The organism is Streptomyces sp. NPDC043680, assembly GCF_056436685.1.
On record NZ_JBWKCE010000008.1, the window covers coordinates 291,614 to 315,519 of the forward strand.

General features: G+C 69.8%; 22 protein-coding genes. 11 read left to right on the plus strand and 11 right to left on the minus strand.

The features are described 5' to 3' along the window. The first annotated feature begins 31 nt into the window (after positions 1-31). Both AC0666_RS19320 and AC0666_RS19325 read left to right on the plus strand, forming a co-directional pair. Positions 32-517 (plus strand): 3'-5' exonuclease family protein, encoded by a 486-nt coding sequence (locus tag AC0666_RS19320; RefSeq protein WP_468968602.1) that lies wholly within the window; start codon positions 32-34, stop codon positions 515-517. 69 nt (positions 518-586) lie between these two features. Beyond that, positions 587-1,081, plus strand: coding sequence for a hypothetical protein (locus AC0666_RS19325; RefSeq protein WP_468968600.1), 495 nt, complete (start codon positions 587-589; stop codon positions 1,079-1,081). Between the two features lie 75 nt (positions 1,082-1,156). Here AC0666_RS19325 and AC0666_RS19330 read toward each other — a convergent pair whose 3' ends face one another. The 7 genes from AC0666_RS19330 to AC0666_RS19360 form a co-directional block, all read right to left on the minus strand. Beyond that, a complete protein-coding gene (locus tag AC0666_RS19330) occupies positions 1,157-2,548 on the minus strand; it encodes a nucleobase:cation symporter-2 family protein (RefSeq protein WP_468968598.1) in 1,392 nt (463 codons plus the stop codon). Between the two features lie 325 nt (positions 2,549-2,873). Beyond that, on the minus strand, positions 2,874-4,277 hold the full coding sequence (locus AC0666_RS19335; RefSeq protein ID WP_468968597.1) for an 8-oxoguanine deaminase: 1,404 nt from the start codon (positions 4,275-4,277) through the stop codon (positions 2,874-2,876). Between the two features lie 204 nt (positions 4,278-4,481). Continuing rightward, positions 4,482-5,405 (minus strand): factor-independent urate hydroxylase, encoded by a 924-nt coding sequence (gene pucL, locus AC0666_RS19340; protein WP_356850729.1) that lies wholly within the window; start codon positions 5,403-5,405, stop codon positions 4,482-4,484. A gap of 5 nt (positions 5,406-5,410) precedes the next feature. After that, positions 5,411-5,803: a hydroxyisourate hydrolase gene (gene uraH / locus AC0666_RS19345; protein WP_361711517.1), complete on the minus strand. Its 393-nt coding sequence runs from the start codon at positions 5,801-5,803 to the stop codon at positions 5,411-5,413. 6 nt (positions 5,804-5,809) lie between these two features. Continuing rightward, the gene (gene uraD, locus AC0666_RS19350; RefSeq protein ID WP_361711518.1) at positions 5,810-6,316 is read right to left on the minus strand and encodes a 2-oxo-4-hydroxy-4-carboxy-5-ureidoimidazoline decarboxylase; all 507 of its coding nucleotides are present in this window, start codon (positions 6,314-6,316) and stop codon (positions 5,810-5,812) included. Positions 6,317-6,457: 141 nt separating this feature from the next. After that, a complete protein-coding gene (locus AC0666_RS19355; protein WP_468968592.1) occupies positions 6,458-6,865 on the minus strand; it encodes a helix-turn-helix domain-containing protein in 408 nt (135 codons plus the stop codon). Beyond that, the gene (locus AC0666_RS19360) at positions 6,862-7,113 is read right to left on the minus strand and encodes a thiamine-binding protein (RefSeq protein ID WP_468968590.1); all 252 of its coding nucleotides are present in this window, start codon (positions 7,111-7,113) and stop codon (positions 6,862-6,864) included. Before AC0666_RS19360 ends, AC0666_RS19355 begins: the two co-directional genes overlap by 4 nt. Before the next feature lie 126 nt (positions 7,114-7,239). Between AC0666_RS19360 and AC0666_RS19365 the strand changes: the two genes are divergently transcribed. The 3 genes from AC0666_RS19365 to AC0666_RS19375 all read left to right on the plus strand — a co-directional run bounded on the left by AC0666_RS19365 (position 7,240) and on the right by AC0666_RS19375 (position 10,756). After that, positions 7,240-8,073: a TIM barrel protein gene (locus AC0666_RS19365; protein ID WP_361711523.1), complete on the plus strand. Its 834-nt coding sequence runs from the start codon at positions 7,240-7,242 to the stop codon at positions 8,071-8,073. 75 nt (positions 8,074-8,148) lie between these two features. After that, positions 8,149-9,039, plus strand: a complete 891-nt coding sequence (locus AC0666_RS19370) for a 2-hydroxy-3-oxopropionate reductase (RefSeq protein WP_361711525.1) — start codon at positions 8,149-8,151, stop codon at positions 9,037-9,039. Positions 9,040-9,298: 259 nt separating this feature from the next. Continuing rightward, entirely contained in the window at positions 9,299-10,756 is a 1,458-nt protein-coding gene (locus tag AC0666_RS19375) for a catalase (protein WP_356850791.1), read from the plus strand. A gap of 443 nt (positions 10,757-11,199) precedes the next feature. Here the strand turns inward: AC0666_RS19375 and AC0666_RS19380 are convergent, their stop codons facing one another. Beyond that, a complete protein-coding gene (locus AC0666_RS19380; RefSeq protein WP_478707987.1) occupies positions 11,200-12,534 on the minus strand; it encodes an MFS transporter in 1,335 nt (444 codons plus the stop codon). 244 nt (positions 12,535-12,778) lie between these two features. Between AC0666_RS19380 and AC0666_RS19385 the strand changes: the two genes are divergently transcribed. Beyond that, positions 12,779-13,492 carry a TetR/AcrR family transcriptional regulator gene (locus tag AC0666_RS19385; protein WP_478707988.1) on the plus strand — a complete coding sequence of 238 codons (714 nt, stop codon included), beginning with the start codon at positions 12,779-12,781 and terminating at the stop codon, positions 13,490-13,492. Between the two features lie 123 nt (positions 13,493-13,615). Here the strand turns inward: AC0666_RS19385 and gcl are convergent, their stop codons facing one another. Beyond that, positions 13,616-15,403: a glyoxylate carboligase gene (gene gcl / locus AC0666_RS19390; protein WP_468968582.1), complete on the minus strand. Its 1,788-nt coding sequence runs from the start codon at positions 15,401-15,403 to the stop codon at positions 13,616-13,618. Between the two features lie 278 nt (positions 15,404-15,681). Here gcl and AC0666_RS19395 point away from each other — a divergent pair, with 278 nt between their 5' ends. After that, entirely contained in the window at positions 15,682-16,494 is an 813-nt protein-coding gene (locus AC0666_RS19395) for a hypothetical protein (RefSeq protein ID WP_468968579.1), read from the plus strand. 82 nt (positions 16,495-16,576) lie between these two features. Further along, entirely contained in the window at positions 16,577-17,065 is a 489-nt protein-coding gene (locus AC0666_RS19400; protein ID WP_361711533.1) for a glutathione peroxidase, read from the plus strand. A gap of 4 nt (positions 17,066-17,069) precedes the next feature. Here the strand turns inward: AC0666_RS19400 and AC0666_RS19405 are convergent, their stop codons facing one another. Together AC0666_RS19405 and AC0666_RS19410 are read right to left on the minus strand one after the other, a co-directional pair. Further along, on the minus strand, positions 17,070-18,776 hold the full coding sequence (locus tag AC0666_RS19405; RefSeq protein ID WP_478707989.1) for an AMP-binding protein: 1,707 nt from the start codon (positions 18,774-18,776) through the stop codon (positions 17,070-17,072). 36 nt (positions 18,777-18,812) lie between these two features. Continuing rightward, on the minus strand, positions 18,813-19,982 hold the full coding sequence (locus AC0666_RS19410) for a winged helix DNA-binding domain-containing protein (RefSeq protein WP_478707990.1): 1,170 nt from the start codon (positions 19,980-19,982) through the stop codon (positions 18,813-18,815). A 144-nt stretch (positions 19,983-20,126) separates the two neighbouring features. On the opposite strand from AC0666_RS19410, the gene AC0666_RS19415 reads away from it, so the two are divergent. The 3 genes from AC0666_RS19415 (at position 20,127) to AC0666_RS19425 (ending at position 23,443) form a co-directional block, all read left to right on the plus strand. After that, complete coding sequence (locus AC0666_RS19415; protein WP_468968572.1) at positions 20,127-21,293, plus strand: magnesium and cobalt transport protein CorA; 1,167 nt, start codon at positions 20,127-20,129, stop codon at positions 21,291-21,293. 327 nt (positions 21,294-21,620) lie between these two features. Then, positions 21,621-22,151, plus strand: a complete 531-nt coding sequence (locus AC0666_RS19420) for an SMI1/KNR4 family protein (protein WP_478707991.1) — start codon at positions 21,621-21,623, stop codon at positions 22,149-22,151. Between the two features lie 230 nt (positions 22,152-22,381). After that, positions 22,382-23,443 carry a TIGR02679 family protein gene (locus AC0666_RS19425; protein WP_468968566.1) on the plus strand — a complete coding sequence of 354 codons (1,062 nt, stop codon included), beginning with the start codon at positions 22,382-22,384 and terminating at the stop codon, positions 23,441-23,443. The last annotated feature ends 463 nt before the right edge of the window (positions 23,444-23,906 follow it).

Genomic DNA, 23,906 nt, shown 5'->3' on the forward strand with positions numbered 1-23,906 from the left:
GACGGCGGTGCGGGCCGGCATGCTCCGGTGCATGGCAGCCCGTACCGCACGCCCGAGCCTCTACCTCTCCGTCGACGTCGAGGCCGGCGGCCCCATCCCCGGCCCGTACTCGGTGATCAGCTTCGGCGCCGCCGTCGCCGGCCGGCAGGACGGGCCCTCGTATACGGCCGCCGATCCGGAACGGGACACCTTCTACCGCGAGTTGTGTCCGATCAGCGACCCGTACGTGCCGGAGGCGCTCGCGATCAGCGGACTGGCCGCCTCCTTCGACTGGACGTTCCTGTACTGGTACCTCATGCGGTTCGGCGGCGAGAGCCCCTTCGGGCACTCCGGCTGCCTGGACATGAAGACGCTGTACGCGAGGAAGGCGGGCGTCCCGCTGCGGGCCGCGGTCAAGGGCCGGATGCCGAGGGAGCTCCTCTCCCGCCGCCCCCACACCCACCACGCCCTCGACGACGCCGTCGAACAGGCCGAGCTGATGAGCAGCCTCATGCTGTGGCAACCGCCCCGGCCCTAGGAACTCCCGTTCCGATCCTGTCCGTTCCGGCCTGTAGGGTCGGCTGATTCGACGATCACGGGGAGTGCCATGTTCAGGTCTTCAGTACGGGGCGCGGCCGTGGTGGCCGTGGCCTTGGCCGCGCTCAGCGTCTCCTGCGGCGCAACCGGCACGGCCCCGAAGGCCGGCGCGCCGGCCGGAGGTGCGGCCGGGACCACCGGCGGGGCCGGCTCGCCGGCGGGCACGCCCGCTCCCCCCTCGGCGCCCGCTTCGAGACCGGCCGAGAAGGTGCGCGACGCCTTCGCCGGGCTCCAGGCGACCCTGGGCGAATCGTGCACCCCGGGCAACTGTGCGTACTTCCTCGGGCGGGTCTACGACGAACTCCACCGCATGGACCGCGCCATGAAGGCGGACCCGAAGGGGCCCGGCCACTTCCCCGAGCCGATCGAACTGATCGAGAAGCTCGACGGGGAGCTCGGCGGCGACCGGTCCTTCGAGAACCTCAAGGAGCACCAGACTTCGCTGATCGGCACCCGCGACAAGATCAACGCCTGGATGCAGGGCCACCCCGACGACTACCGCTGACGCCGGCACGGCGGTGCGCACGCCACGCCCGCAGTGGGTGGCGTGCGCGCCGCCGTACCGTACGGCCGTACGGCGCTAGTGCACCGGCAGCGGTTCCGGGAGGGGCTCGGCGTTCGCGGAACGCCTGGCACCCAGGTGGTTGAAGGCCAGGTTCAGCACGATGGCCACCACGCAGCCGGTGCTGATGCCCGAGTCCAGGACGACCAGCAGGTCCTCGGGGAAGGCGTGGTAGAAGTCGGGCGCGGCGATCGGGATCAGGCCGATGCCCACGGAGGCGGCCACGATGAGGGCGTTCTCGCCCTTCTCCATGGCCGCGCCGGCCAGGGTCTGGATCCCGCTGGCCGCCACCGAGCCGAACAGCACGATCCCGGCGCCGCCGAGGACCGGCAGCGGGACCACTCCGATGACCGAGGCCGCCATCGGGCACAGGCCCAGCACGATCAGGATGACCCCGCCCGCGGCCACGACGAACCGGCTGCGCACCTTGGTCATCGCCACCAGGCCGATGTTCTGCGCGAAGGCGCTGCACATGAACCCGTTGAACAGCGGGCTGAGCGCGCTGCCGAGGGTGTCGGCGCGCAGGCCGCCCTCGATGGTGCGGGCGTCCGCCGGGCGGCCGACGATCTTGCCGAGGGCCAGGATGTCGGCGGTGGACTCCGTCATGCAGACCAGCATGACGATGCACATCGAGAGGATGGCGGCGACCTGGAACTGCGGGGCGCCGAAGTGGAAGGGGGTCGGGAAGCCCACCACGGAGGCGTTCTTGACGGCGTCGAAGCTGGTCATGCCGAGCGGTATCGCCAGGAGCGTGCCGGCGACCAGGCCGAGCAGGATGGCGATCTGCTGGAGGAAGCCGCGCAGGAACTTGCGCATTAGCAGGACGATCACGAGGGTGGCGGCGGCCATGCCGATGTTCTTCATCGAGCCGTAGTCGGTGGCGGTGCGGTTGCCGCCCTGGGACCAGTTGAAGGCCACCGGCAGCAGGGAGACGCCGATCAAGGTGATGACCGTACCGGTGACGACGGGCGGGAAGAAGCGGACCAGTTTGCCGAAGTAGGGGGCCGCGAAGAAGCCGATGACCCCGGCCACGATGATGGCGCCGAAGATGACGGGGACGGCGTGGTCCCCCTGGCCCTTGCCTATGGCGATCATCGGGGTCACGCCGGCGAACGAGACGCCGTTGACGAAGGGGAGTTTGGCGCCGATCTTCCAGAAGCCGAGGGTCTGGAGGAGGGTGGCGAGCCCTGCGGTGAAGAGGGAGGCGCCCATCAGGAAGGCGGTCTCGCCGGCGGAGAGTCCGACGGCAGGGCCGACGATCATGGGCGGGGCTACGACACCCGCGTACATGGCGGCCACGTGCTGGAGCCCGCTCGTGAACATCTTCAGCGGAGGCAGGGTCTCGTCGACCGGGTGCTTCTCCTCCGGTACTGCGACTGCGTCTTTGCGAAACCTGGGCGTGGGTGCCACGGCTTCCTCCGGTCGGTTAAACACGTCGGCAGCGACGTGGGTGTCATGGAGGTGGTGCGAAAGCTCTGCGAGTCGAGACGGTGTTCAGTTGTGGGTGGTGCGGGGGTCACGGGGTTCAGGGCATGCGGAAACGATTCGCCCGAGTCGTGTTCCGCCAGGGGAGAGCAGTGGCACGAGTCACCGCCCCCGGGGGCGCCCTCGGAAGTCCCTCAGGCGCTTCCCGGGAACGGCTGCCGCGGACCCCGCTCGGGTCCGCGGCCTCCGGCCGGGGGCCGTCCCCCCCGGCCGGACATCTGCAGAACCTCCCGGCCGCAGCCGGGGGAGATCAGCCCTGCGCGGTGATGCGCGCGAGGCGCTGGGCCTCTTCCCGTGTGGACACCGCGATGGCGTCCTCGTCGGCGAAGAGCAGTCGGTTGTCCTCGACGATCTGCTTGCCGTTGACCAGCGACAGGGTCACCGGGGCGGCCGCACCGAAGACCAGCGCGGTCACCGGGTCGGCGATGGAGGAGTGGGCCAGCGTGCCCAGGTTCCACATCACCAGGTCGGCCAGCTTGCCGACCTCCAGGGAGCCGATCTGCGAGGCGCGGCCGAGCACCTGGGCGCCGCCGTACGTGCCCAGGCGCAGGGCCTGACGCGCGTTGAGGGCGCGCTCGCGGTGCACCGGGTTGAGGCGGTTGATCAGCAGCGCGTTGCGCAGCTCGGTGTGCAGCTCACCGGACTCGTTGGAGGCGGTGCCGTCCACGCCGAGGCCGACCGGGACACCGGCGGCGAGCATGTCCGGGACGCGGGCGATGCCGGCGGCCAGACGGGCGTTGGAGGACGGGCAGTGCGCGACGCCGGTCTTGGTCCGGGCGAACGCGGCGATGTCGGAGTCGTTCATGTGGACGCTGTGCGCCATCCACACGTCCTCGCCGAGCCAGCCGGTCGACTCGAAGTAGTCGGTCGGGCCCATGCCGAACAGCTCCTTGCAGAACTGCTCTTCCTCGACCGTCTCCGAGCCGTGCGTGTGCATGCGCACACCCAGTCGGCGGGCCAGTTCGGCGCCCTGCTTCAGCAGTTCGGTAGAGACCGAGAAGGGGGAGCACGGGGCGACGGCGACCTGGGTCATCGCGTCGAAGGAGTAGTCGTGGTGCTTCTTGACGGTCGCCTCGGTGTCGGCGAGCGCGCCTTCGAGGGTCTCGACGGCGTGGTCCGGCGGCAGGCCGCCGTCCTTCACGCTGCGGTCCATGGAGCCGCGGGCGAGGGTGAAGCGGACGCCCATTTCGGAGGCGGCGCGGATGATCGCGCCGGAGAGGTCGCCGGAGCCCTTGGGGAAGACGTAGTGGTGGTCCATGGCGGTGGTGACGCCGCCCTTGGCCATCATCGCCAGGGAGCCCTGGGCGGCCGTGTACGCCATCTGCTCGTCGATCCGCGCCCACGTCGGGTACAGCGCGACGAGCCAGTTGAAGAGGTTGTGGTCGGTGGCCAGACCGCGCGTGATCCACTGGTAGAAGTGGTGGTGGGTGTTGACCAGACCCGGGGTGACGAGGTGACCCGTGCCGTCGATGCGGCGGACCACATTGTCGAGGTTCTCGGGGGCCTTGCCCGCGCCGATCGACTCGATCTTGTTGCCGGCGACGACCACGTAGCCCGAGGCGTACTCGGTGTCGTTCGCGTCGACGGTCGCAATCGCACAGTTTTCGATGACGATGCGCTCTACGGCGCTGTCACGGGCTGCCGATGCTGCCATGGGACTTCCTCGTGCTTTCAGTGGCGGTGCGGGCACGGCAAAACCCAGGGGATTTGAGTGCCGGAGCCGGGGGCCTGGACAGCTGACGGTACTGCCGCCCCGTGTGTTGCGTCCGGGTGCCGATTCACGAAGTTGCAGGTGTGTCGCGTGGGGGGCGTGCGCCGTCCCGGGGCCACTGCGGAGCCCCGGGACGCGCCTGCCGCATCAGAGGTTGGTCATGTCCACGGGGATGCGGGCGTCAACGCCGTCCCGCAGGACCGTGGCCTCGATCAGACCGTACGGGCGGTCCGCGGCGAAGTAGACCTCGTTGTCGTTCTTGAGGCCGAAGGGCTCCAGGTCGACGAGGAAGTGGTGCTTGTTCGGGAGCGAGAAGCGGACCTCGTCGATCTCCGAACGGTGGTTGATGATGCGCGAACCCATCTGGTACAGGGTCTGCTGCAGCGAGAGGGAGTAGGTCTCCGCGAAGGCCTGGAGCATGTGCTTCTTGGTCTCGGCGTAGGACTTCTCCCAGTTGGGCATCCGCTGCTCGTCGTCCGACCAGTTGAAGCGCCAGCGGCCCGACACCTGGGTGGCCAGGATGCGGTCGTACGCCTCCTGCAGGGTCGTGTACTTGTCCTTCACGTAACCCCAGAACTCGGAGTTCGTGGAGTTCATGACGATGAGGTCCTTGAGGCCGGAGATGACCTCCCACTTCTCACCGTCGTACGTGATCTGGGTGACGCGGGTCTCCATGCCCTTGCGGACGAAGGAGTGGTTCACCTCGTCGGAGCCGATGAACTTGGAGTTGGCGTCCGAGGTGGCGATCCGGTCCCAGGCGTACTCCTCGATCCGGATGCGCGCCCGCTTGATCGGCTCCTGGCTGGTGACGAACCAGCGCGCCAGGTGGATGCCGAACTGCTCGGCGGACTCGATGCCGTATTCCTTGGCGAAGGCGTACACCGTGTTCTTGGTGGTGTCCGTCGGCAGGACGTTGGCGTTCGACCCGGAGTAGTGGACGTCGTCCATGTCGCCGGAGAGGGCGACCGAGACGTTCAGGTCCTTGATGTGGTGGGTGTCGCCGTCCCGCGTGATCTTGACGACGCGGTTCTCTGCTTTGCCGTACTGGTTCTGGCCGAGAATCGTGGGCATGTCTGCTAGCTCCCTCGGTAAACGGAGTAGCCGAACGGGTTGAGCAGCAGCGGTACGTGGTAGTGCTCGCCCGGGTTCACCGCGAAGGTGATCGTGACCTCGGGGAAGAACGCACCGCTGTCCCTTACGCGGGGGGCGTCCTGCTGCGCCTCGGCGGCTTGCTTCTTGGAGAAGTACGCCTCGGTCTCGAAGTCGAGGCGTACGTGGGTGGTGCCCTCCGGCAGGGCCGGGAGGTCCTTGCAACGCCCGTCGGCGTCGGTCGCGGAGCCGCCGAGCGCCTTCCACTCTGCGTCGAAGCCCGAGCGGGCCGACAGCGAGATGGCGACGCCCTCGGCGGGGCGGCCGATGCTGGTGTCCAGGATGTGCGTGGACACCGAGGCGGTGGTCTCAGTGCTCATGGTTGTTCACTCTCCTTCGACGAGTCGGGTCAGTCGGATCCGGTTGATCTTGACGAGCTCTCCGCGGGCGATCTCCCGCTCGACCTCGGCATCGTTCTCGATCCGGACCTTGACCGCGTCCCGCATCTGCTCGCCGGTCGCACCGGTGGCGCAGATCAGGAAGACGTGGCCGAACTTCTCCTGGTACGCCAGGTTCAGTTCGAGCAGTTCAGCCTTGAGCTCCTCGGAGGCCCCGGCCATGCCGCGCTGCTCGCGGGCGGAAGTCGGGTCGCCGGGCTTCGGCCGGCCGATCGGCGGGTGGCCCGCCATCGCCTCTTCCAGGTCGGCCGCGGTCAGCTCGGCCATGGCGGCGTCACTGGCGGCGAACAGGGCGTCGGCGGTGGTGAAGGGGCGCTGGGCGAGCAGCTTGCTCCCCCATGCCGAACTGGCGCACACCTCGTGCAGCTCGGCCGTGGCCGCACTGTCGTCCAAGGTGTTGAACCGGGTGAGACCCGGGGTCGGACTCGAAGTCACGGTAGGCCTCCGTGGCCTTGTTGCTTTGACGGGCTGGGCATAGCTAACGCCCTCGACAACACCGCGTCAACACTTTGTTGAAACTTCCCGTACACAAAAGCCGCCGCCCGGATGAATGGGGCGGCGGCTCGTCACCGTGGGTCAGGCCGTATCACGCTTGGTGGTTCTTGGGGGGCCTTTGGGAGTGTTTGAGTCCCGGTTCAAGTAGTTGTAGACCGTGAAACGGCTTACGCCCAGTGCGCTCGCCACCGTCTCCACGCCGTGCCGTACGGAGAAGGCGCCCCGCGCCTCCAGTATCCGCACCACGTCCTGCTTGGACTTCCGGTCCAGCTGCGACAACGGTACGCCGTGCTTGCGCTCCAGGGCCGCCAGGATGTGGTCCAGCGAGTCGGAGAGCTGGGGCAGGCGGACCGCCAGCAGGTCCTGCCCCTCCCAGGCGAGCACGACGTCGTCGGGCTGCGCGAGGGCGGGATCCATCAGCACGCCGCCCATCGCGTCCACCAGCGGCTTGACCGCGGCGACGAACGGGTGATCACGGGGCTCGGTCATGGGGTGTCCTCCCGGATCACGTTGACCTGCAGCGAAACCCGCGTGGCTCCGGCTTCCAGCGCGTCGCGCAGCAGCGCGGACACCGCGCCGAGCACCTCGCCGACGTCCCCTTCGGCGGTGTTGCCGAACGGGCCGACATCCACGGCGTCCAGCTGCGCCTTCTGGATGACCTCGCGAGCGGCCACGGCATGGGCGGGGGCCTCTTCGAGATCGAAGGGCTCGGTCGTGAACTCCACTCTCAATCGCACGCTGGTCAAGCTACCTCCCGGTCACGATTTTTCGGCAGTCCGTACTTGACAAGTGCGTCGCCCTGCTTGCAGTCTTCCATCAGGCAGAAACAAACTTCCGCAATACGGAAGGAGCGCACACCCCTCATGGGATACACGGACCAGCGCTTCGATGTGAACCTTTCGATCCTCTTCACGGAACTCCCGCTTCTGGAGCGTCCCGCGGCTGCCGCCGCGGCGGGCTTCACCGCGGTCGAGCTGTGGTGGCCCTGGATCGAGACCCCCACCCCCGCCCAGGAGGAGCTCGACGCCCTCAAGAAGGCTCTTGAGGACGCCGGCACCCAGCTGGTCGGCCTGAACTTCTACGCCGGCCAACTGCCGGGCCCGGACCGCGGTGCGGTGTCGGTTCCCGGTGAGGAGTCGGAGCGCTTCAACGCCAACATCAACGTGGCCGCCGATTTCGCGGCCTCGGTCGGCTGCAAGGCGCTGAACGCCCTCTACGGCAACCGCGTCGAGGGTGTGGACCCCGCCGTCCAGGACGAGCTCGCGCTCAAGAACCTGGTCGTGGCCGCCCGGGCGGCGGACCGCGTCGGCGCGATCCTCCTGATCGAGACCCTCAACAAGCCCGAGTCGCCGCTCTACCCGCTGGTGAGCGCCCCGGCCGGCATCGAGGTCGTGGACAAGGTGAACGAGGCCACCGGCCTCGGCAACGCCAAGTTCCTGCTCGACCTGTACCACCTGGCGATGAACGATGAGGACCTCTCCGAGGTCATCGAAAAGTACGCCGCCAAGACCGGCCACGTCCAGATCGCGGACAAGCCGGGACGCGGTGCCCCCGGCACCGGTGAGCTGCCTCTTGAGGACCTGCTCGACCAGCTGAAGAAGGCCGGATACCAGGGCTACGTAGGCCTGGAGTACAAGGCGGCCGACGCCGCCGCGTCCTTCGAATGGCTGCCGGCCGAGGCCCGCGCCGCCCGATAGGCGGAACAAGTCCAGGCGATCAGCCAGGCACCCCCCGCACTTTTCGTACAAAGCATTAAGAGAAGGACCCTCATCATGAGCACCCTCCCCAAGATCGCCTGGATCGGCCTCGGAATCATGGGCTCCCCCATGTCCGAGAACCTCATCAAGGCCGGCTACCCGGTCACCGGCTTCACCCTGGAGCAGGACAAGCTGGACCGCCTGGCCGCCGCCGGCGGCACCGCCGCCGGCTCGATCGCCGAGGCCGTCAAGGACGCCGACGTCGTCATCACGATGGTGCCCGCCTCCCCGCAGGTCGAGGCCATCAACTACGGCCCCGAGGGCATCCTGGAGAACGCGAAGTCCGGCGCGCTGATCATCGACATGTCGTCGATCACCCCGCAGACCTCGATCGACCTGGCGAAGAACGCCGCCGAGAAGGGCATCCGCGTCATCGACGCCCCGGTGTCCGGCGGCGAGGCCGGCGCCATCGAGGCCGTCCTGTCGATCATGGTGGGTGGCGAGCAGGCCGACTTCGACGCGGCCCTCCCGATCCTTGAGACGCTCGGCAAGACCATCGTCCTGTGCGGTCCACACGGCTCGGGCCAGACGGTGAAGGCCGCCAACCAGCTGATCGTCGCGGTGAACATCCAGGCGTGCGCCGAGGCCGTGGTCTTCCTTGAGAAGTCCGGCGTGAACCTCCAGGCCGCCCTGGACGTCCTCAACGGCGGCCTGGCCGGCTCCACGGTCCTGACCCGCAAGAAGGACAACTTCCTGAACCGCGACTTCAAGCCCGGTTTCCGGATCGACCTGCACCACAAGGACATGGGCATCGTCACCGACGCCGCCCGCAACGTCGGTGCGGCCCTCCCGGTCGGCGCGGTCGTCGCCCAGCTGGTCGCCTCGCTGCGCGCCCAGGGTGACGGCGGCCTGGACCACTCGGCCCTGCTGCGGGCGGTCGAACGCCTGTCCGGCGCCCAGATCTGATCCCGGGTCCGCCCCTCCCGTCCCCTCCCCACTGAGGGGACCTGTTCCCGCCAGGGGAACTCCCCGCAAGGGGACTTGAGTTTCCGGATGGCGCCGGTGCTGACACCTGTCCTGTCGCGCCCAAGCGCCGGCGCCGTCCGGATTACCCTCTCTCCATCTTTCTTCAACAAACTGTTGACGTTGAGTTCAGCCTCGAACTAGGTTGTTCCGCATGACGGAAGACACTTTCCGTCGGCAGTTACCCGTACGGAAGGTCACCATGTCGAAGCGCACGCTGACGACCGAGTCCGGCGCCCCGGTCGCCGACAATCAGAACTCCGCCACCGCCGGCGTCGGTGGCCCGCTCCTGATCCAGGACCAGCAGCTCCTGGAGAAGCTTGCCCGCTTCAACCGTGAGCGCATCCCGGAGCGTGTGGTGCACGCCCGCGGTTCGGCCGCGTACGGCTACTTCGAGGTGACCGACGACGTCACCGCGTACACCAGTGCCGCCTTCCTGAACACGGTCGGCAAGAAGACCGAGACCTTCCTGCGCTTCTCCACCGTCGCCGACTCGCTGGGCGGCGCGGACGCGGTCCGCGACCCGCGCGGCTTCGCGCTGAAGTTCTACACCGAAGAGGGCAACTACGACCTCGTCGGCAACAACACCCCGGTGTTCTTCATCAAGGACCCGATCAAGTTCCCCGACTTCATCCACTCCCAGAAGCGCGACCCGTTCACGGGCAAGCAGGAGCCGGACAACGTCTGGGACTTCTGGGCGCACGCCCCCGAGGCGACGCACCAGATCACCTGGCTGATGGGCGACCGCGGCATACCGGCGTCGTACCGCCACATGAACGGCTACGGCTCCCACACCTACCAGTGGACCAACGAGCAGGGCGAGGCCTTCTTCGTCAAGTACCACTTCAAGACGAACCAGGGCATCCGCTGCCTGTCCTCCGACCAGGCCGCAGAGCTGGTCGGCAAGGACGCCAACTCACACCAGACCGACCTGCTCCAGGCGATCGAGCGCGGCGTGAACCCGAGCTGGACCCTCTACGTCCAGATCATGCCGGCCGCCGAGGCCGCGGACTACCGCTTCAACCCGTTCGACCTCACCAAGGTGTGGCCGCACGCCGACTACCCGCTGCAGCGCGTGGGCCGCCTGGTCCTCGACCGCAACCCGGACAACGTCTTCGCCGAGGTCGAGCAGTCCGCCTTCTCCCCGAACAACTTCGTCCCGGGCATCACCGCCTCGCCGGACAAGATGCTCCAGGGCCGCCTGTTCGCGTACGCCGACGCCCAGCGCTACCGCCTCGGTGTGAACCACACCCAGCTGCCGGTCAACGCCCCGAAGGCGACGAAGGCCGACAACTACGGCCGCGACGGTGTCATGGCGCTGCGCAACGGCTCGCGTCACGACAAGAACTACGAGCCCAACTCGTACCAGGGCCCGGCCGAGACCGGCCTGGCGCTGGGCGCCCCGAAAGCCGTCTCCGGCTACACGGGCACCCACGCGGCCCCGGCGCACACCAAGGACGACGACTTCTTCCAGGCCGGTGAGCTCTACCGCCTGATGTCGGAGGCCGAGAAGCAGCGCCTGGTGGCGAACATCGCAGGCGGCCTCTCGCAGGTCACCCTCGAAGACGTCATCGAGAAGAACCTGGCTCACTTCCACGCCGCGGACGCCGACTACGGCAAGCGCGTCGAGGAGGCCGTCCGCGCCCTGCGCGAGGGCTGAGCCGCACAAGCTGCGCCGGGAGCCTGGCGGGAGGTCAGGCTCCGGGTGCTCAGCCCCTACTGCGGACCCGGATGAGGGGTGGTTCGCAGTGGGGGCGGGACGAGGACCGTGGTGGGCGTCGAGCCAGTGCGGTGGTAATGGGTTCTCCGACCCGTCTCTTGACCTGAGGGAGACGATGCCGGGGTTCTCGTCGCCGCCCGCCACGGTCCCAGCCACTCCTCTCGTACCGGGGTCGCGCACAGAGTCCCCTGTACGAGAGGCACACGACTCCGCCCGGCGGTGCGAACGTCCTGTCGCGCCAGCCTCGCACCGTCGGGCGGTCACACCCAAAGCGCCGAGTCACGGACGGTCCCGTGACTCGGCGCTTTGTCATGCGCGCGCGTGGCGTCGTGCGCGGGCCGTCATGCGCGGGTCGTCATGCGCGGGTCGTCATGGGCAGGTCCTCATGCGCGGGCGTGGCGCGGAAGGCGTGCGGAGAGGGCGAGGGCGGCGGCCAGGAGGACCAGGGTCGTCAGGGCCGTGGCGGACAGGGCGGTGGCGGCCGTGGCGCCGTGGTCGGTGAAGGCCGTCCAGACCGTGACCAGCAGGGCCACCCCCAGGGCGCCGGCCAGCTGCTGCACGGCGTCCAGAACTCCGGAGGCCGAGCCCACCTCCGCTTCTGCGACCCCCGCCAGGATGACGTCGAACAGCGGCGGGATGACCAGGCCCATGCCGAGACCGGTGACGAGGGTGCCCGGCACCAGCCGCCAGCCGTCCATCGCGGCGTCGGCCGAGGCGGCGAGCAGCACGAGGCCGAGGGCGGTCAGGACGATCCCGCTCTGGATCACCACCCGACCGTGCCGCCGGGCGAGCGAACCGGCCGGGCCGGCCGACAGGGCGATGCCGAGAGCCATGGGGGCGACGGAGTATCCCGCTCCCTGCGGCGAGAGCCCGAGCGGGCCCTGGAGGAAGAGGGAGAGCACCAGCATCAGCCCGGTGAACGAGGCGTAGAAGACCAGGGCTACCCACATGCCGCCGGTGTAGGCCCGGTTGGCCAGCAGGCTCGGTTCCACCAGCGGGGAGGGGCGCCGCCGCTGGAGCCGCCCGAAGAGCAGGAACCCGGCGGGCCCCGCGGCCGCCAGGACGAGCGACCAGACGGGCCAGCCCAGTTCCGGCCCCTGCACGAGCGGGAACACCACGGCCGCGGAGGCCGCACCCGCCAGCAGCATGCTCGGTATGTCGAGCCGCAGCCCGGGATCGGGCTTCCCGCGCGGGATCCAGCGGGCGGCACCGGCCACCGCGGCCAGGCCGAGGGGCAGGTTCACCAGGAACACCAGGCGCCAGCCGGTGCCGAACAGGTCGGTGCCGGCCAGCAGCCCGCCCAGCACCGGCCCGCCGACCGCGCACAGCCCCATGACGGGGCCGAACAGGCCGAAGGCCCTGCCCAGTTCCGCTTCGGGGAAGGTCTCCTTGATGATGCCGAAGCCCTGGGGCAGCAGCAGCGCGCCGAAGGCGCCCTGGAGCGCCCTGGCAGCGATCAGCGCGCCCGGGCCGCCGGCCAGGGCGCACAGCGCCGAGGCCGCGGTGAATCCGGCGGCGCCGACGAGGAAGAGCCGCCGCCGCCCGAACCGGTCCCCCAGCCGTCCGGCGGTGATCAGCAGGGCGGCGAAGGGCAGGGTGTAGCCGGCCTGCAGCCACTGGGCCACCCCCCGGCCGCCGCCGAGGTCGGCGGCGATGACAGGGGCGGCGACACCCGTGATGGTGGCGTCCAGGAGGTCCATGACCTCTGCGAGGAGCACGACGCAGAGCACCGCCCACCGGGAGGACGGCAAATACGGAGGCGGAGGCGGAGGCGGAGGCTGCGCGTGCGGCTGTGGGCGCTGTTGGGGTGGCGGTGGCAGGACGGACATGGCGGGGCTCCCGAGGCGTGGGCAGGGCAGAAAGCGGTCAAGACAGGGACATCGGGCAAAGTTGACGAACACCGTTCGTCACGAACAACGTTCGCAACGAACGGCGTTCGCTGTCAACTGCTAGCCTGTCGCCATGGAGACACCGCCCCGGCGCAAGAGCACCCGCGCCCGCCCCGCCAAGCCCCCGCTCAGCGAACGGGCCGTGGTCGAAGCCGGCTTGCGCGTACTGCGACGCGAGGGCCTGGACGCCGTCACCATGCGCAAGGTGGCCGCCGAACTCGACACCGGCCCCGCGTCCCTGTACGTCTACGTCTCACAACGCGAGGAGCTGCTGCGCCTGATGCACGACGCGGTGATCGCGACCGTGCCGCTGCCGGAGCTGCCCGCCGACCCTCCCGGGGACTGGAGTTCCCGGTTGGCCGCGCTCGTCACCGACGTGGTCCACGCCCTCAACGCCTACCCCGGCATCGGGCGGGTCTCCCTCGGCGCCATCCCCGCCACCCCCGCCTGGCTCGGCCTCTTCGACCGCATCCTCGGCCTGCTGCTCGCCGGTGGCGTGGCGCGCCAACGGGCCGCCTGGGGCTGCGATCTGATCGCCCTGTACGTCGGCGCGGTCACCTACGAGGTCTCCGTCGCCGCTCCCCCGGCGGGCGGCGGCCGCGACGCCCTTCAGGCCGCCCTGGAGCACCGTCACGCCGCGGTCTCCATCGAGGAGCGGCTGGCCGGGCTGGACCCGGCCCGCTACCCGCATCTGGCGGCGAGCACCGCCGAGTTGGCCGGCGGTCCGGCGGCGGCCCGGCTCGCCCTCGGCATCGAGGTGCTGATCGGCGGCCTGACCCGGGGCTGAGCCCCCGCCGCACGAAGGCCCCCGCCCCTCCTCGCGGAGGGACGGGGGCCGTTCGTCGTGCGGGCCGGCCGGCTCGGGGATCAGGCCGAGACGGGCCGGGACCAGGCGGCGGTCGGGCGGCGGTCAGGCCGAGATCGGACGGATCGCGGTCGGGGCGTGGCCCGGCTCGGTCGCGAGCTCCTCGAACTCGGTGACGTCGCTCATGTCGACCGTCTTGCTCATCGAGATGTTGGTGACGCGCTCCAGGATCGCCTCGACGACGACCGGGACGCTGTACTCGGCGGCCAGCTTCTTGGCCTCCTCGAAGGCGGCGCCCAGCTCGTTCGGGTCGGTCACGCGGATCGCCTTGCAGCCGAGGCCCTCGACGACCTTCACGTGGTCGACGCCGTAGACGCCGATCTCCGGGGTGTTGATGTTCTCGAACTCCAGGTTGACCTCGAAGTTGATGCCGAGGCCGCCCTGCGCCTGGCGGATCAGGCCCAGGTACGCGTTGTTGACGAGGACGTGGACGTACGGGACCTTGTGCTGCGCACCGACCGCCAGCTCCTCCAGCATGAACTGGAAGTCGTAGTCGCCGGAGAGGGCGACGACCGGGTTCTCCGGGTCGGCGGTGGCGACACCGATCGCGGCCGGGATGGTCCAGCCCAGCGGGCCGGCCTGGCCGCAGTTGATCCAGTGGCGCGGCTTGAAGACGTGCAGCATCTGGGCGCCGGCGATCTGGGACAGGCCGATGGTGGTGACGTAGCGCGTCTCCGGGCCGAAGGCCTTGTTCATCTCCTCGTAGACGCGCTGCGGCTTCATCGGGATGTCGTCGAAGTGCGTCCGGCGCTGCAGCGAGCCCTTGCGCTCCAGGTGCGAGGCGACCCAGGCGCTGTAGTCCGGCAGCTTGCCCTCGGCCTTGAGCTCCTTGGCGACCTCGATGAAGATCGTCAGGGCGGCCTTGGCGTCGGAGACGATGCCGAGGTCCGGGGCGAAGATCTTGCCGATCTGGGTGGGTTCGATGTCGACGTGGACGAACTTGCGGTCGCCGAGGTAGGCGTCCAGGTTGTAACCGGTGTGGCGGTTGGCCCAGCGGTTGCCGATGCCCAGGACGAAGTCCGACTCCAGGAAGGTCGCGTTGCCGTAGCGGTGCGAGGTCTGGACACCGACCATGCCGGCGGCGAGCTCGTGGTCGTCGGGGATGACGCCCCAGCCCATCAGGGTGGAGATGACCGGGACGCCGACCAGCTCGGCGAACTCGACCAGCAGGTCGGAGGCGTCGGCGTTGATGATGCCGCCGCCGGCGACGATCAGCGGGCGCTCGGAGGCGAGCAGGAACTCGATGGCCTTCTCGGCCTGCTTGCGGGTGGCGGCCGGCTTGTGCACGGGCAGCGGCTCGTACAGGTCGGGGTCGAACTCGATCTCGGTCAGCTGGACGTCGATCGGCAGGTCGATGAGGACCGGGCCGGGACGGCCGGAGCGCATCAGGTAGAAGGCCTCCTGGAACACGCCCGGGACCTGCGCGGCCTCCAGGACGGTGGTGGCCTTCTTGGTGACCGGCTTGGCGATCGAGGCGATGTCGACGGCCTGGAAGTCTTCCTTGTGCAGCTTGGAGACCGGCGCCTGGCCGGTGATGCACAGGATCGGGATCGAGTCGGCGATCGCCGAGTACAGGCCGGTGATCATGTCGGTGCCGGCCGGGCCGGAGGTGCCGATGCAGAGGCCGATGTTGCCGGGAGCCGTGCGGGTGTACCCCTCCGCCATGTGCGAGGCGCCCTCGACGTGGCGGGCGAGGGTGTGCTTGATGCCCCCCACGTTCTTGAGCTCGCGGTAGAACGGGTTGATCGCAGCGCCGGGCACGCCGAACGCTTGATCGACACCCTCGCGCTTGAGGATCTCCACTGCAGCGGCGGCGGCTGTCATACGAGGCATCGAGTTCTCCTGCGGTCTGGCGGTCAGGCTGTTTCCGATTGTTTCCACAATCCGGAAGTTTTGTTCTGCTATACGGAACAAGCTAAGCGGCCGGTCCCCACACGTCAAGGCGTCGGGTCACCCCGGAACCCACCAAAAGCCGCTTCTCGCGGGGTCGAGTTGTACGAACGACCGGTCCGCGGCGGATTACCGGCGCAATGTGGAGGACGCGCTCGCGCCGACGGTGGCAGGTGGTGGACCATGGGCACACGCACAGCGACGGAGGGGGTTCGGCTCTCATGGCGGAAGCGGTACCGGTGCGCTGCCCGGCGTGCCTGCGCGAGAACGGCTACGTGACGCCGGTGTTCCCGTGCGCCTGTGGAACCCCGGTCGTCCCCCCGCTGGACCTGGCGGCGCCACCCCTCCCGCTGACGCACCGCACCTGGTCGGACGCGTGGGTGGCGGTGCGGTGCACGGCCTGCGCACGGGTGAGCGAGTGGCCGCATCCGGAGCTGGGGTGCTCCTCGTGCGGGACGGTGGTGCGGATCGCGGTGCACCCGGTGGACCCGGCGGACCCCGTCGAGCCGGCGCAGCCCGTGGGGCCCGGAGCCGGAGCGGGGACGCAGACGCCGGGGACCGGCCTCGTCGAGGTACCCCTCCCGCCCGCCGTGCGCGGTGAGGGGCCTGCGAGGAGGGCGGGCGGCGGGCGGGCCGCTCAGGGCGGGCGGCCCGCCTTCCGGCCGGTGACCATCCGTACGGCCCGGGACGCGGTGGCCACGGCCGCGCTGTACCTGCGCTGGCTCGGCTTCCAGGACGTACGGCAGCCCGACGGGCGGCCCATCCCCTCGGCGGCCGTGGACCTCCGCGCGCCCGGACTGGTCGCCCAGGTGGACCCGACGACCGCGCCGGCCGGGCTGCGGGCGGTGGAGTGCGTCTGGCTGAACGGGCTGACCGCCTCCGCCACCAGCGTCTACTTCTCCCTCGCCGGATACACGCAGGACGCCCGCAGCCGCGCGGACGACCTGGGGATACCGCTGTTCGTCATGGACCTCACGGGCATGCCGCAACCGGTCAACGATCCTGCGGACGCCTTGATCGGCACGGGGACCTGAGGAAGAGGGCAGGCGGCCGGGGGGTGTTTCCGGTCAGGCTTTACGCTCGGAGGCGTTGCCCTTCCCTGCCAAGGAGTGCCCGATGAGCCTGTACGACATCCCGCTGACCACCCTGTCCGACGAGCCCACCAGCCTGGCGGCCTACAAGGGCAAGGCGATCCTGCTGGTGAACACGGCCTCGCAGTGCGGGCTCACCCCGCAGTACTCCGGGCTGGCCCGGCTGCAGTTCGCGTACCAGGAGAAGGGCTTCACCGTCATCGGAGTCCCCTGCAACCAGTTCGGCGGGCAGGAGCCCGGCACCGCCGAGGACATCCAGACGTTCTGCGCGGCCGGCTTCGGGGTGACCTTCCCCATGCTGGAGAAGTCCGAGGTCAACGGTGAGAACCGGCACCCGCTGTACCAGGAGCTGGTGAAGACCCCGGACGCGGACGGCGAGGCGGGGGACATCCAGTGGAACTTCGAGAAGTTCCTGATCTCCCCCGCCGGCGAGGTCGTGGCCCGCTTCCGCCCGCGCACCGAGCCCGAGGCCCCCGAGGTCATCGCCGCGATCGAGGCCCAGCTCCCGGCGTAACCGCTCAGCCCAGGTCGGCCTCGTCGAACTCCGCGGCGGAGCCGGCCGCCGTGAGGTCGCGCAGCTCGACCCGGCGGATCTTGCCGGACACGGTCTTCGGGAGCTCCGCGAACTCGATCCGGCGGATCCGCTTGTACGGGGCGAGCACGGCCCGGGAGTGCGCGAAGAGCGCCCGGGCCGTCTCGGGTCCGGGCTCCCAGCCGGCGGCGAGCGCGATGTACGCCTTCGGCACCGCCAGCCGCAGCGGGTCGGGGGCCGGTACGACCGCGGCCTCGGCCACGGCCTCGTGTTCCAGCAGGGCGCTCTCCAGCTCGAACGGGCTGATCTTGTAGTCGGAGGCCTTGAAGACGTCGTCGCTGCGCCCCACGTAGGTGAGGTACCCGTCCCCGTCGCGCGAGGCGATGTCGCCGGTGCGGTAGAGCCCGTCCGCCATGGCCTCGGCGGTGCGTTCCGGGTCGTCGCGGTAGCCGGTCATCACGCCGGCGGGCCGGGGGCGCAGGTCGACGCAGAGCTCCCCCTCGTCGGGGGACTCCTTGCCGGTGAGCGGGTCGAGGAGGACGATCTCGTAGCCGGGCGCCGGGCGCCCCATGGAGCCGGGTTTGACGGGCGCCCCGGGGAAGTTGCCGATCTGGAGGGTGGTCTCGGTCTGGCCGAAGCCGTCGCGGATGGTGAGCCCCCAGGCCTGGCGGACCTGCTCGATGACCTCCGGGTTGAGCGGCTCGCCCGCGGCGACGGCCTCGCGCGGGGGCGTACGCAGGCGGGTGAGGTCGGACTGGATCAGCATCCGCCATACGGTGGGCGGGGCGCAGAAGGTGGTCACCCCGTGCCGGTCCATCTCGGCCATCAGCCGCTCGGCGTCGAAGCGGGTGTAGTTGTGCACGAAGACGGTGGCGCCGGCGTTCCACGGGGCGAAGAGGTTGGACCAGGCGTGCTTGGCCCAGCCGGGCGAGGCGATGTTGAGGTGCACGTCGCCGGGGCGCAGCCCGAGCCAGTACATGGTGGAGAGGTGCCCGATGGGGTACGAGGCGTGCGTGTGCTCCACCAGCTTGGGTCGGGCCGTGGTGCCCGAGGTGAAGTACAGCATCAGCGGGTCGGAGGCGAGGGTCGGGCCGTCCGGGACGAAGGCGGAGTCAGCCGCGTACATGTCCTCCAGGCGCCGCCAGCCGGTGGGCACCTGCGACCCGGCGGCGATCCGGGTGTAGTTCCCCGGAACCTCGTCGAACTTGCCGGTGTCCTCGGCGCGCACGACGACGTGGCGGACGTGACCGCGTTCGATCCGGTCCCTCAGGTCGGCCGGGCCGAGCAGCGGGGTGGCGGGGATGACGACGGCGCGCAGCTTCGTCGCGCCGAGCATGACCTCCCACAGCTCCTGCTGGTTGCCGAGCATGACCAGCACCCGGTCGCCGGCGGCGACGCCCTGCTCGCGCAGCCAGGTGGCGGCGGAGCCGGAACGGGCGGACAGCTGCGCGAAGGTGAGGGACCGGCTGGTGCCGTCCTCCTCGACGATGCGCAGGGCGTCGGTGTCGGCGGTGTCCGCGGCGATGTGGTCGAACCAGTCCAGGGCCCAGTTGAAGCGCTCGGGCCGCGGCCAGGTGAATCCGGCGTAGGCGGCTGCGTAGTCCCCGCGGCGCTCCAGCAGGAAGTCCCGCGCGGCCAGGAACTCGGCGGTGGCGCTGCCGTTCTCGGCGATGTTGTGCGTCATGGGGGGCATCGTGCCGTGCCGTCCAGGTGCCCCACCAGAGCTGCGTCAGCCGTGGATTGACCCGAAGCGGACGCGGCCGCCCGCGCTGACGCCGCCCACCTCGGCCTTCCCGCTCACTTCGGTCTCTGCGCTCCCCTCGGTCTCTGCGCTCTCCTCCGTCATCTCACCGATCAGCCGCTCGCCCTCGGCGACGATCTCGTCCTTCTGCCCGGACGGGACCCGGCCGAAGAGCTCGACGGTGAGACCGCCGCCCTCCGGCTTCCACAGCCCGGCGAGGAAACCGTCCACGAGGAGCGTGCGGTAGGCCTGGTTCCCCGCCCAGCTGCGGCCCTTAAGCTCGGCGGGGACGACCCGGGTGCGGTCGGCGTGGGAGAGCAGCAGGTTGTCGAACTCGGGGAGGAAGCGGGGCGGGGCCGGGGCGTCCGGGTCCGGGCGGGGCGCGTCGGGCAGGTCGAAGAGTTCGACACCGTTCTCGTCCCGGAAGGCGAGCAGGCGCGGCCGCAGCCGCTCGAAGGCCTCCCGGAGCCGGGTCAGCCCGGCCCAGACCTGCATGTCCTTGACGGAGGCCGGGCCGAACGCGCCGAGATAGCGCAGCACGACATCGTCCAGTGACGGGGGCTGCCCGGTGACGGCTCCGAGCCAGTGTTCCAGGGTGGTGAGCCGCACCTGCCCGCTGCGCCCCCACACCCCGCGCGGGGTGACCTGCACGAGCGGCAGCCGGCAGCGGGCGGCGACGGACAGCGCCTGCGGGTCGGCACCGGGCCACTCCCGCAGCAGTTCCCCGCGGATCTCCGCCATGGTGCGGGGCTCGGCCTCGACGTAGGCACGGGCGCGCTCGGCGAGCCGGTCCAGGTCCACGCCGGCCAGGCCCTTGCGGAAGTTCCCGAGCTCCCGGTCCCGGGCGCCCTGGACGAGCGGCCGCAGGGTGAGCGCGTCGTGGGCGGTGTGGGTGTGGATCGTGGACCGCATGGTCACCATCCGGACCACCTGCCGGGTCTCCATGAGCCCGGCGAGCTCGGCGGGCCGGAAGTGCGCGAGCCGGGCGTGCAGGGAGAAGTAGGGCGGCTTGACGTTCTGCGCCTGCAACCCGAGCAGGTGCGCGACCGCGTCCTGCGCGGGCATCTCGGCGCGGCCGAGGAGCAGCTGGCGGGCGAGGGTGGCGCGGTTCAGCGCCCGGGTGCCGAGTACGGGATGCGTCGTCGTCCTGGAAGCCATGACCGCAAGCTATCCCTGCTTGCGGACACCTCCTGTCCGCAAGCACACGGCGAGCGACCTTCCCCCCTCACATGGAGAATCCCTTTCACCCATATATCCTGCCCCTTGCCCTTAAACACACGTTCGACCGGGAGCTGACCTGCGATGTCGGAGCGTCCAGACCGCCGCCCCCCGCCGTCCCCCAAGCGCCCGCCCTGGCGCCGCTCCGCGCCCCCGCCCGCGACGCCGCCGCCCGCCTCCCCGCCGACCGCCGGACAGCCGTCGCCGACCGAGGCCGCACCGCCCGACCACCGCAGCGTCATCGACTCCGCCGTCTACCGCGACGGCCGCCGCGTCGCCTCCCCCGCCACCCTCGCGGACACCTTCCGGCAGCTGCACGAGGAGCCGGACGGCATGGCCTGGATCGGCCTGCACCGCCCCAGCGAGGCCGAACTGCATTCGCTGGCCGCCGAGTTCAACCTCCACGAGCTCGCCGTCGAAGACGCCTTGGAGGCCCACCAGCGTCCCAAGCTGGAGCGCTACGGCGACACCCTCTTCGTGGTCCTGCGCGCCGCCCGCTACCTGGACGCCCCGGAGGAGGTCGACTTCGGCGAGCTCCACATCTTCGTCGGCCCGGACTTCCTGATCACGGTCCGCCACGGCGCCGCCCCCGACCTCTCCGCGGTCCGCCGCCGCATGGAAGAAACCCCCGAACTCCTGTCCCTCGGGCCGGAAGCCGCGCTGTACGCCATCCTGGACGCGGTGGTCGACGGCTACGCCCCCGTCGTCGAGGGCGTCCAGAACGACATGGACGAGATCGAGACCGAGGTCTTCCGCGGCGACCCCGAGGTCTCCCGCCGCATCTACGAACTGTCGCGCGAAATGGTCGAGTTCCAGCGCGCCACCCGCCCCCTGGTCGGCATGTTGCACGGCCTGATGGCAGGCTTCGCGAAGTACGGCACCGACGAGGAACTCCAGCGCTACCTCCGCGACGTGGCCGACCACGTCACGCACACCAGCGAACGCGTGGACGGCTTCCGCCAGGCCCTGTCGGAAATCCTCACGGTCAACGCCACCCTGGTCTCCCAACAGCAGAACGCCGAAATGCGCGCCCTGGCCGAAGCCGGCTTCGAACAGAACGAGGAGATCAAGAAGATCTCCTCCTGGGCCGCCATCCTCTTCGCCCCGACCCTGGTCGGCACGATCTACGGCATGAACTTCGAGGACATGCCGGAACTGAAGTGGGCGGCAGGCTATCCCTTCGCGATCCTGCTGATGGCCGTGGTCTGCGTCAGCCTGTACGTCATCTTCAAGAAGCGCGACTGGCTGTAGACCGCACATCAACATCGTTGATCAACTTAGCTCTTGCGAACCCTTAAAAGCGGCCCGCAGGGCCCCCTGGGGAGAATCTGGGGAGAATCCGCAGCCCGCCCATGCCGGGCTCCCCCGCACCTTGGCGCTGGCCCTCCCGCGCCCGCCGACCACCTTCGACGGCACGCGGTTGCGGAGGGTAACGACAACGGGTGGCACAGCAGACGCTGTGCCACCCGTTGTCGCGACCAGGTCTGTCCTGTCGCCCCCGACGACTACAAACCGGAAGTCGTCCAACAACCTTGCCCGTAGGGCGTCGATGTCCGACCCCCTGTCTAGCCTGTCTCCGTGAAGCGCACCGATGACCGCCAGTTCCCCGCCGCGCTCGCCACTGCGATGGCCGTTCGATTCGACTATGCCGACGGGAAGACCTGGGTCGATTTCGAACCCTTCCCGGCCTTCCTGTCCGCTGCCGAGACCACCGACTGGTTCCAGGCATGGACCGGGAACAGTGAACTGGACGGCAACGACTTCCGCGTGTTCCGACAGGACGGCACGGGCGGGTACGCGGCGATCTGGCTCATCCGCCCGAGCCGGCCACTGGCTGAGCAGGCCGTGGCCTTCCTCGGCTCCGAGGGCGAGACCGGTGTCGTCGCCCGCGACCTGGGCGACTTCCTGTGGCTACTGGCCGACGGCTTCGGCCCCTGGGAAGCCGCCACCTCGTACGAACCCGACTGGAACGCGCGCCCCAATCCGGAGTTGGCAGCCATCGCCGAAGGATTCGCATCGAACCAGCGCCGGTCGGCGGCGGCCGTGATCGAGCTAGCGGCCCAGGAGTTCCCTGACTTCGACGACACCATCATGGAGCTCTGCCGCTGAACCCAGCGTCGCCACCTGCACGACCGGCCGGAATCACTGGACAAACCCCGATCGGACGCGAGTGATCACCGCCGAACTCTCCTCTTCGGCACGGCCCCCACGGCAGGGGCATGGGGTCCAGGGCAACGGGCTTCAGGCCACCGGCTCGGTGCGGCTGTCAGGACTGGCAGTAAAGCAGGAACGACCTGTCGCTCCTGCTCGGTAAGCCGATCACGGGAGCCACGGCCACGGTGCAGCTCGACTCACTCGACACCCGGCTGCGGTCCTCGGCCGCCGGCCTCGGTCTCAGGGACGTACTCCAGGAACTCGGACCGCCGCTCACCGACCGCCGCGCCGCTCGGACGGAGGCCCAGGCACGGCGCGATCAGGTGTGGTCCTCACTCGCCTCGTCCCTGGAGGGCTGCCAACTCACCAACGAGGATTGGGCCTGGCGATGGTACGACGGACTGCGCCGCACGGGCGTACCCAACGGTGTAACACCCGCAACAGCGGTGCGTACCCTCCAGCAGGCGGTCCACGCCCTCACCCTGCTCTTCGGTCCCGGGCGGACCGGCACGTGGGGGCGGGGCGACCTCGCCGCCGAAGCAACCGGATCGGCCCACGGCCTGGACGACGGGACCTGGCTCGCGCGCCTCGTCCAACGGGGCATAGCCCTCGCCCACGACACCGACCTCCCCGACGACCGGCCGGACGCCGCCTTGTGGCGGCTCGCATCCGTCACGCCAGACGAGGTCTCCAGCACCGTGCTCGCCTATGGCCTGCGCCCCGACGGCGGAGGCTGGCGAGAACGCTCCCTGTACGAACGAGCGGTCCACCACGTGGAAACCCAACTAACCCTGCGCGACTTGCACGCCCTGCGGCTCTCGCTGTCGACCGGCACCCTGATCCGCATCTGCGAGAACCCACGTGTGGTGGAGGCCGCAGCCGACGCTGCCTGCTCACAACCGCGGGTGTGCACATCGGGGAGTGCCGCGACGGTGGTCCTCACTCTCCTCGACGCCCTCCCCGCCACCGGCTGCCGCTTCGCCTATCACGGCGACTTCGACTGGCCGGGCATAGCCCTGGCCAACCGCGTGGTCCAGCGCTACGGCGCCGAGCCATGGCGGATGGGCGCCGAAGACTACGAACAGCTCGCAGCTCGGACCAAGGCCCGCAACGTCCCACAGCACCCGCTCACCGGCCCACCAACCACCGCGGGCTGGGATCGGGGCCTCGCTCCAGCCATGGCCGCACTCAGCATCGCCCTCCACGAAGAGGCCACACTCGACCTGCTCGTGGCGGACTTGGCGTGAACCCCTGCTGGGACGGTCTCGGCTGTGTCGCGATCAGCACCCAGCCCACGAATGAACCCTCGGTAATCGACCGGCACACGCTCTCCAGCCAGGCGTACGGCACCAGTCGGCACCTGGAAGCGCGCCAGTGGCAGATCCCGCAGCACGACCTGCCCCGCCTCGTCGTGGAAGAGCTGACAGGCGGCCTAGGCGCGGTGGCAGACGTCGCCTGCGTCAACCGGAACGATTCAGCTCAAGGAGCACACGCCGGGGAAGTCGGCCGGGAGGAAAGTGGTCTCGTCACTCGTAATCTCGCTGCCGCCTACGTGCTGATGCGATACCTCAGGCGTTGCTACAAGAGCCGGCGTCCACGATCTCCCTCCGGCGACCTAAGGGTTGTCCCGTAACTGATCTTTGGCAGCACGAGAGTGGCTGGCCGGTATCGCATCCCAGGTTCCCCTTGGGGAGGCACTGACTTCGGTTC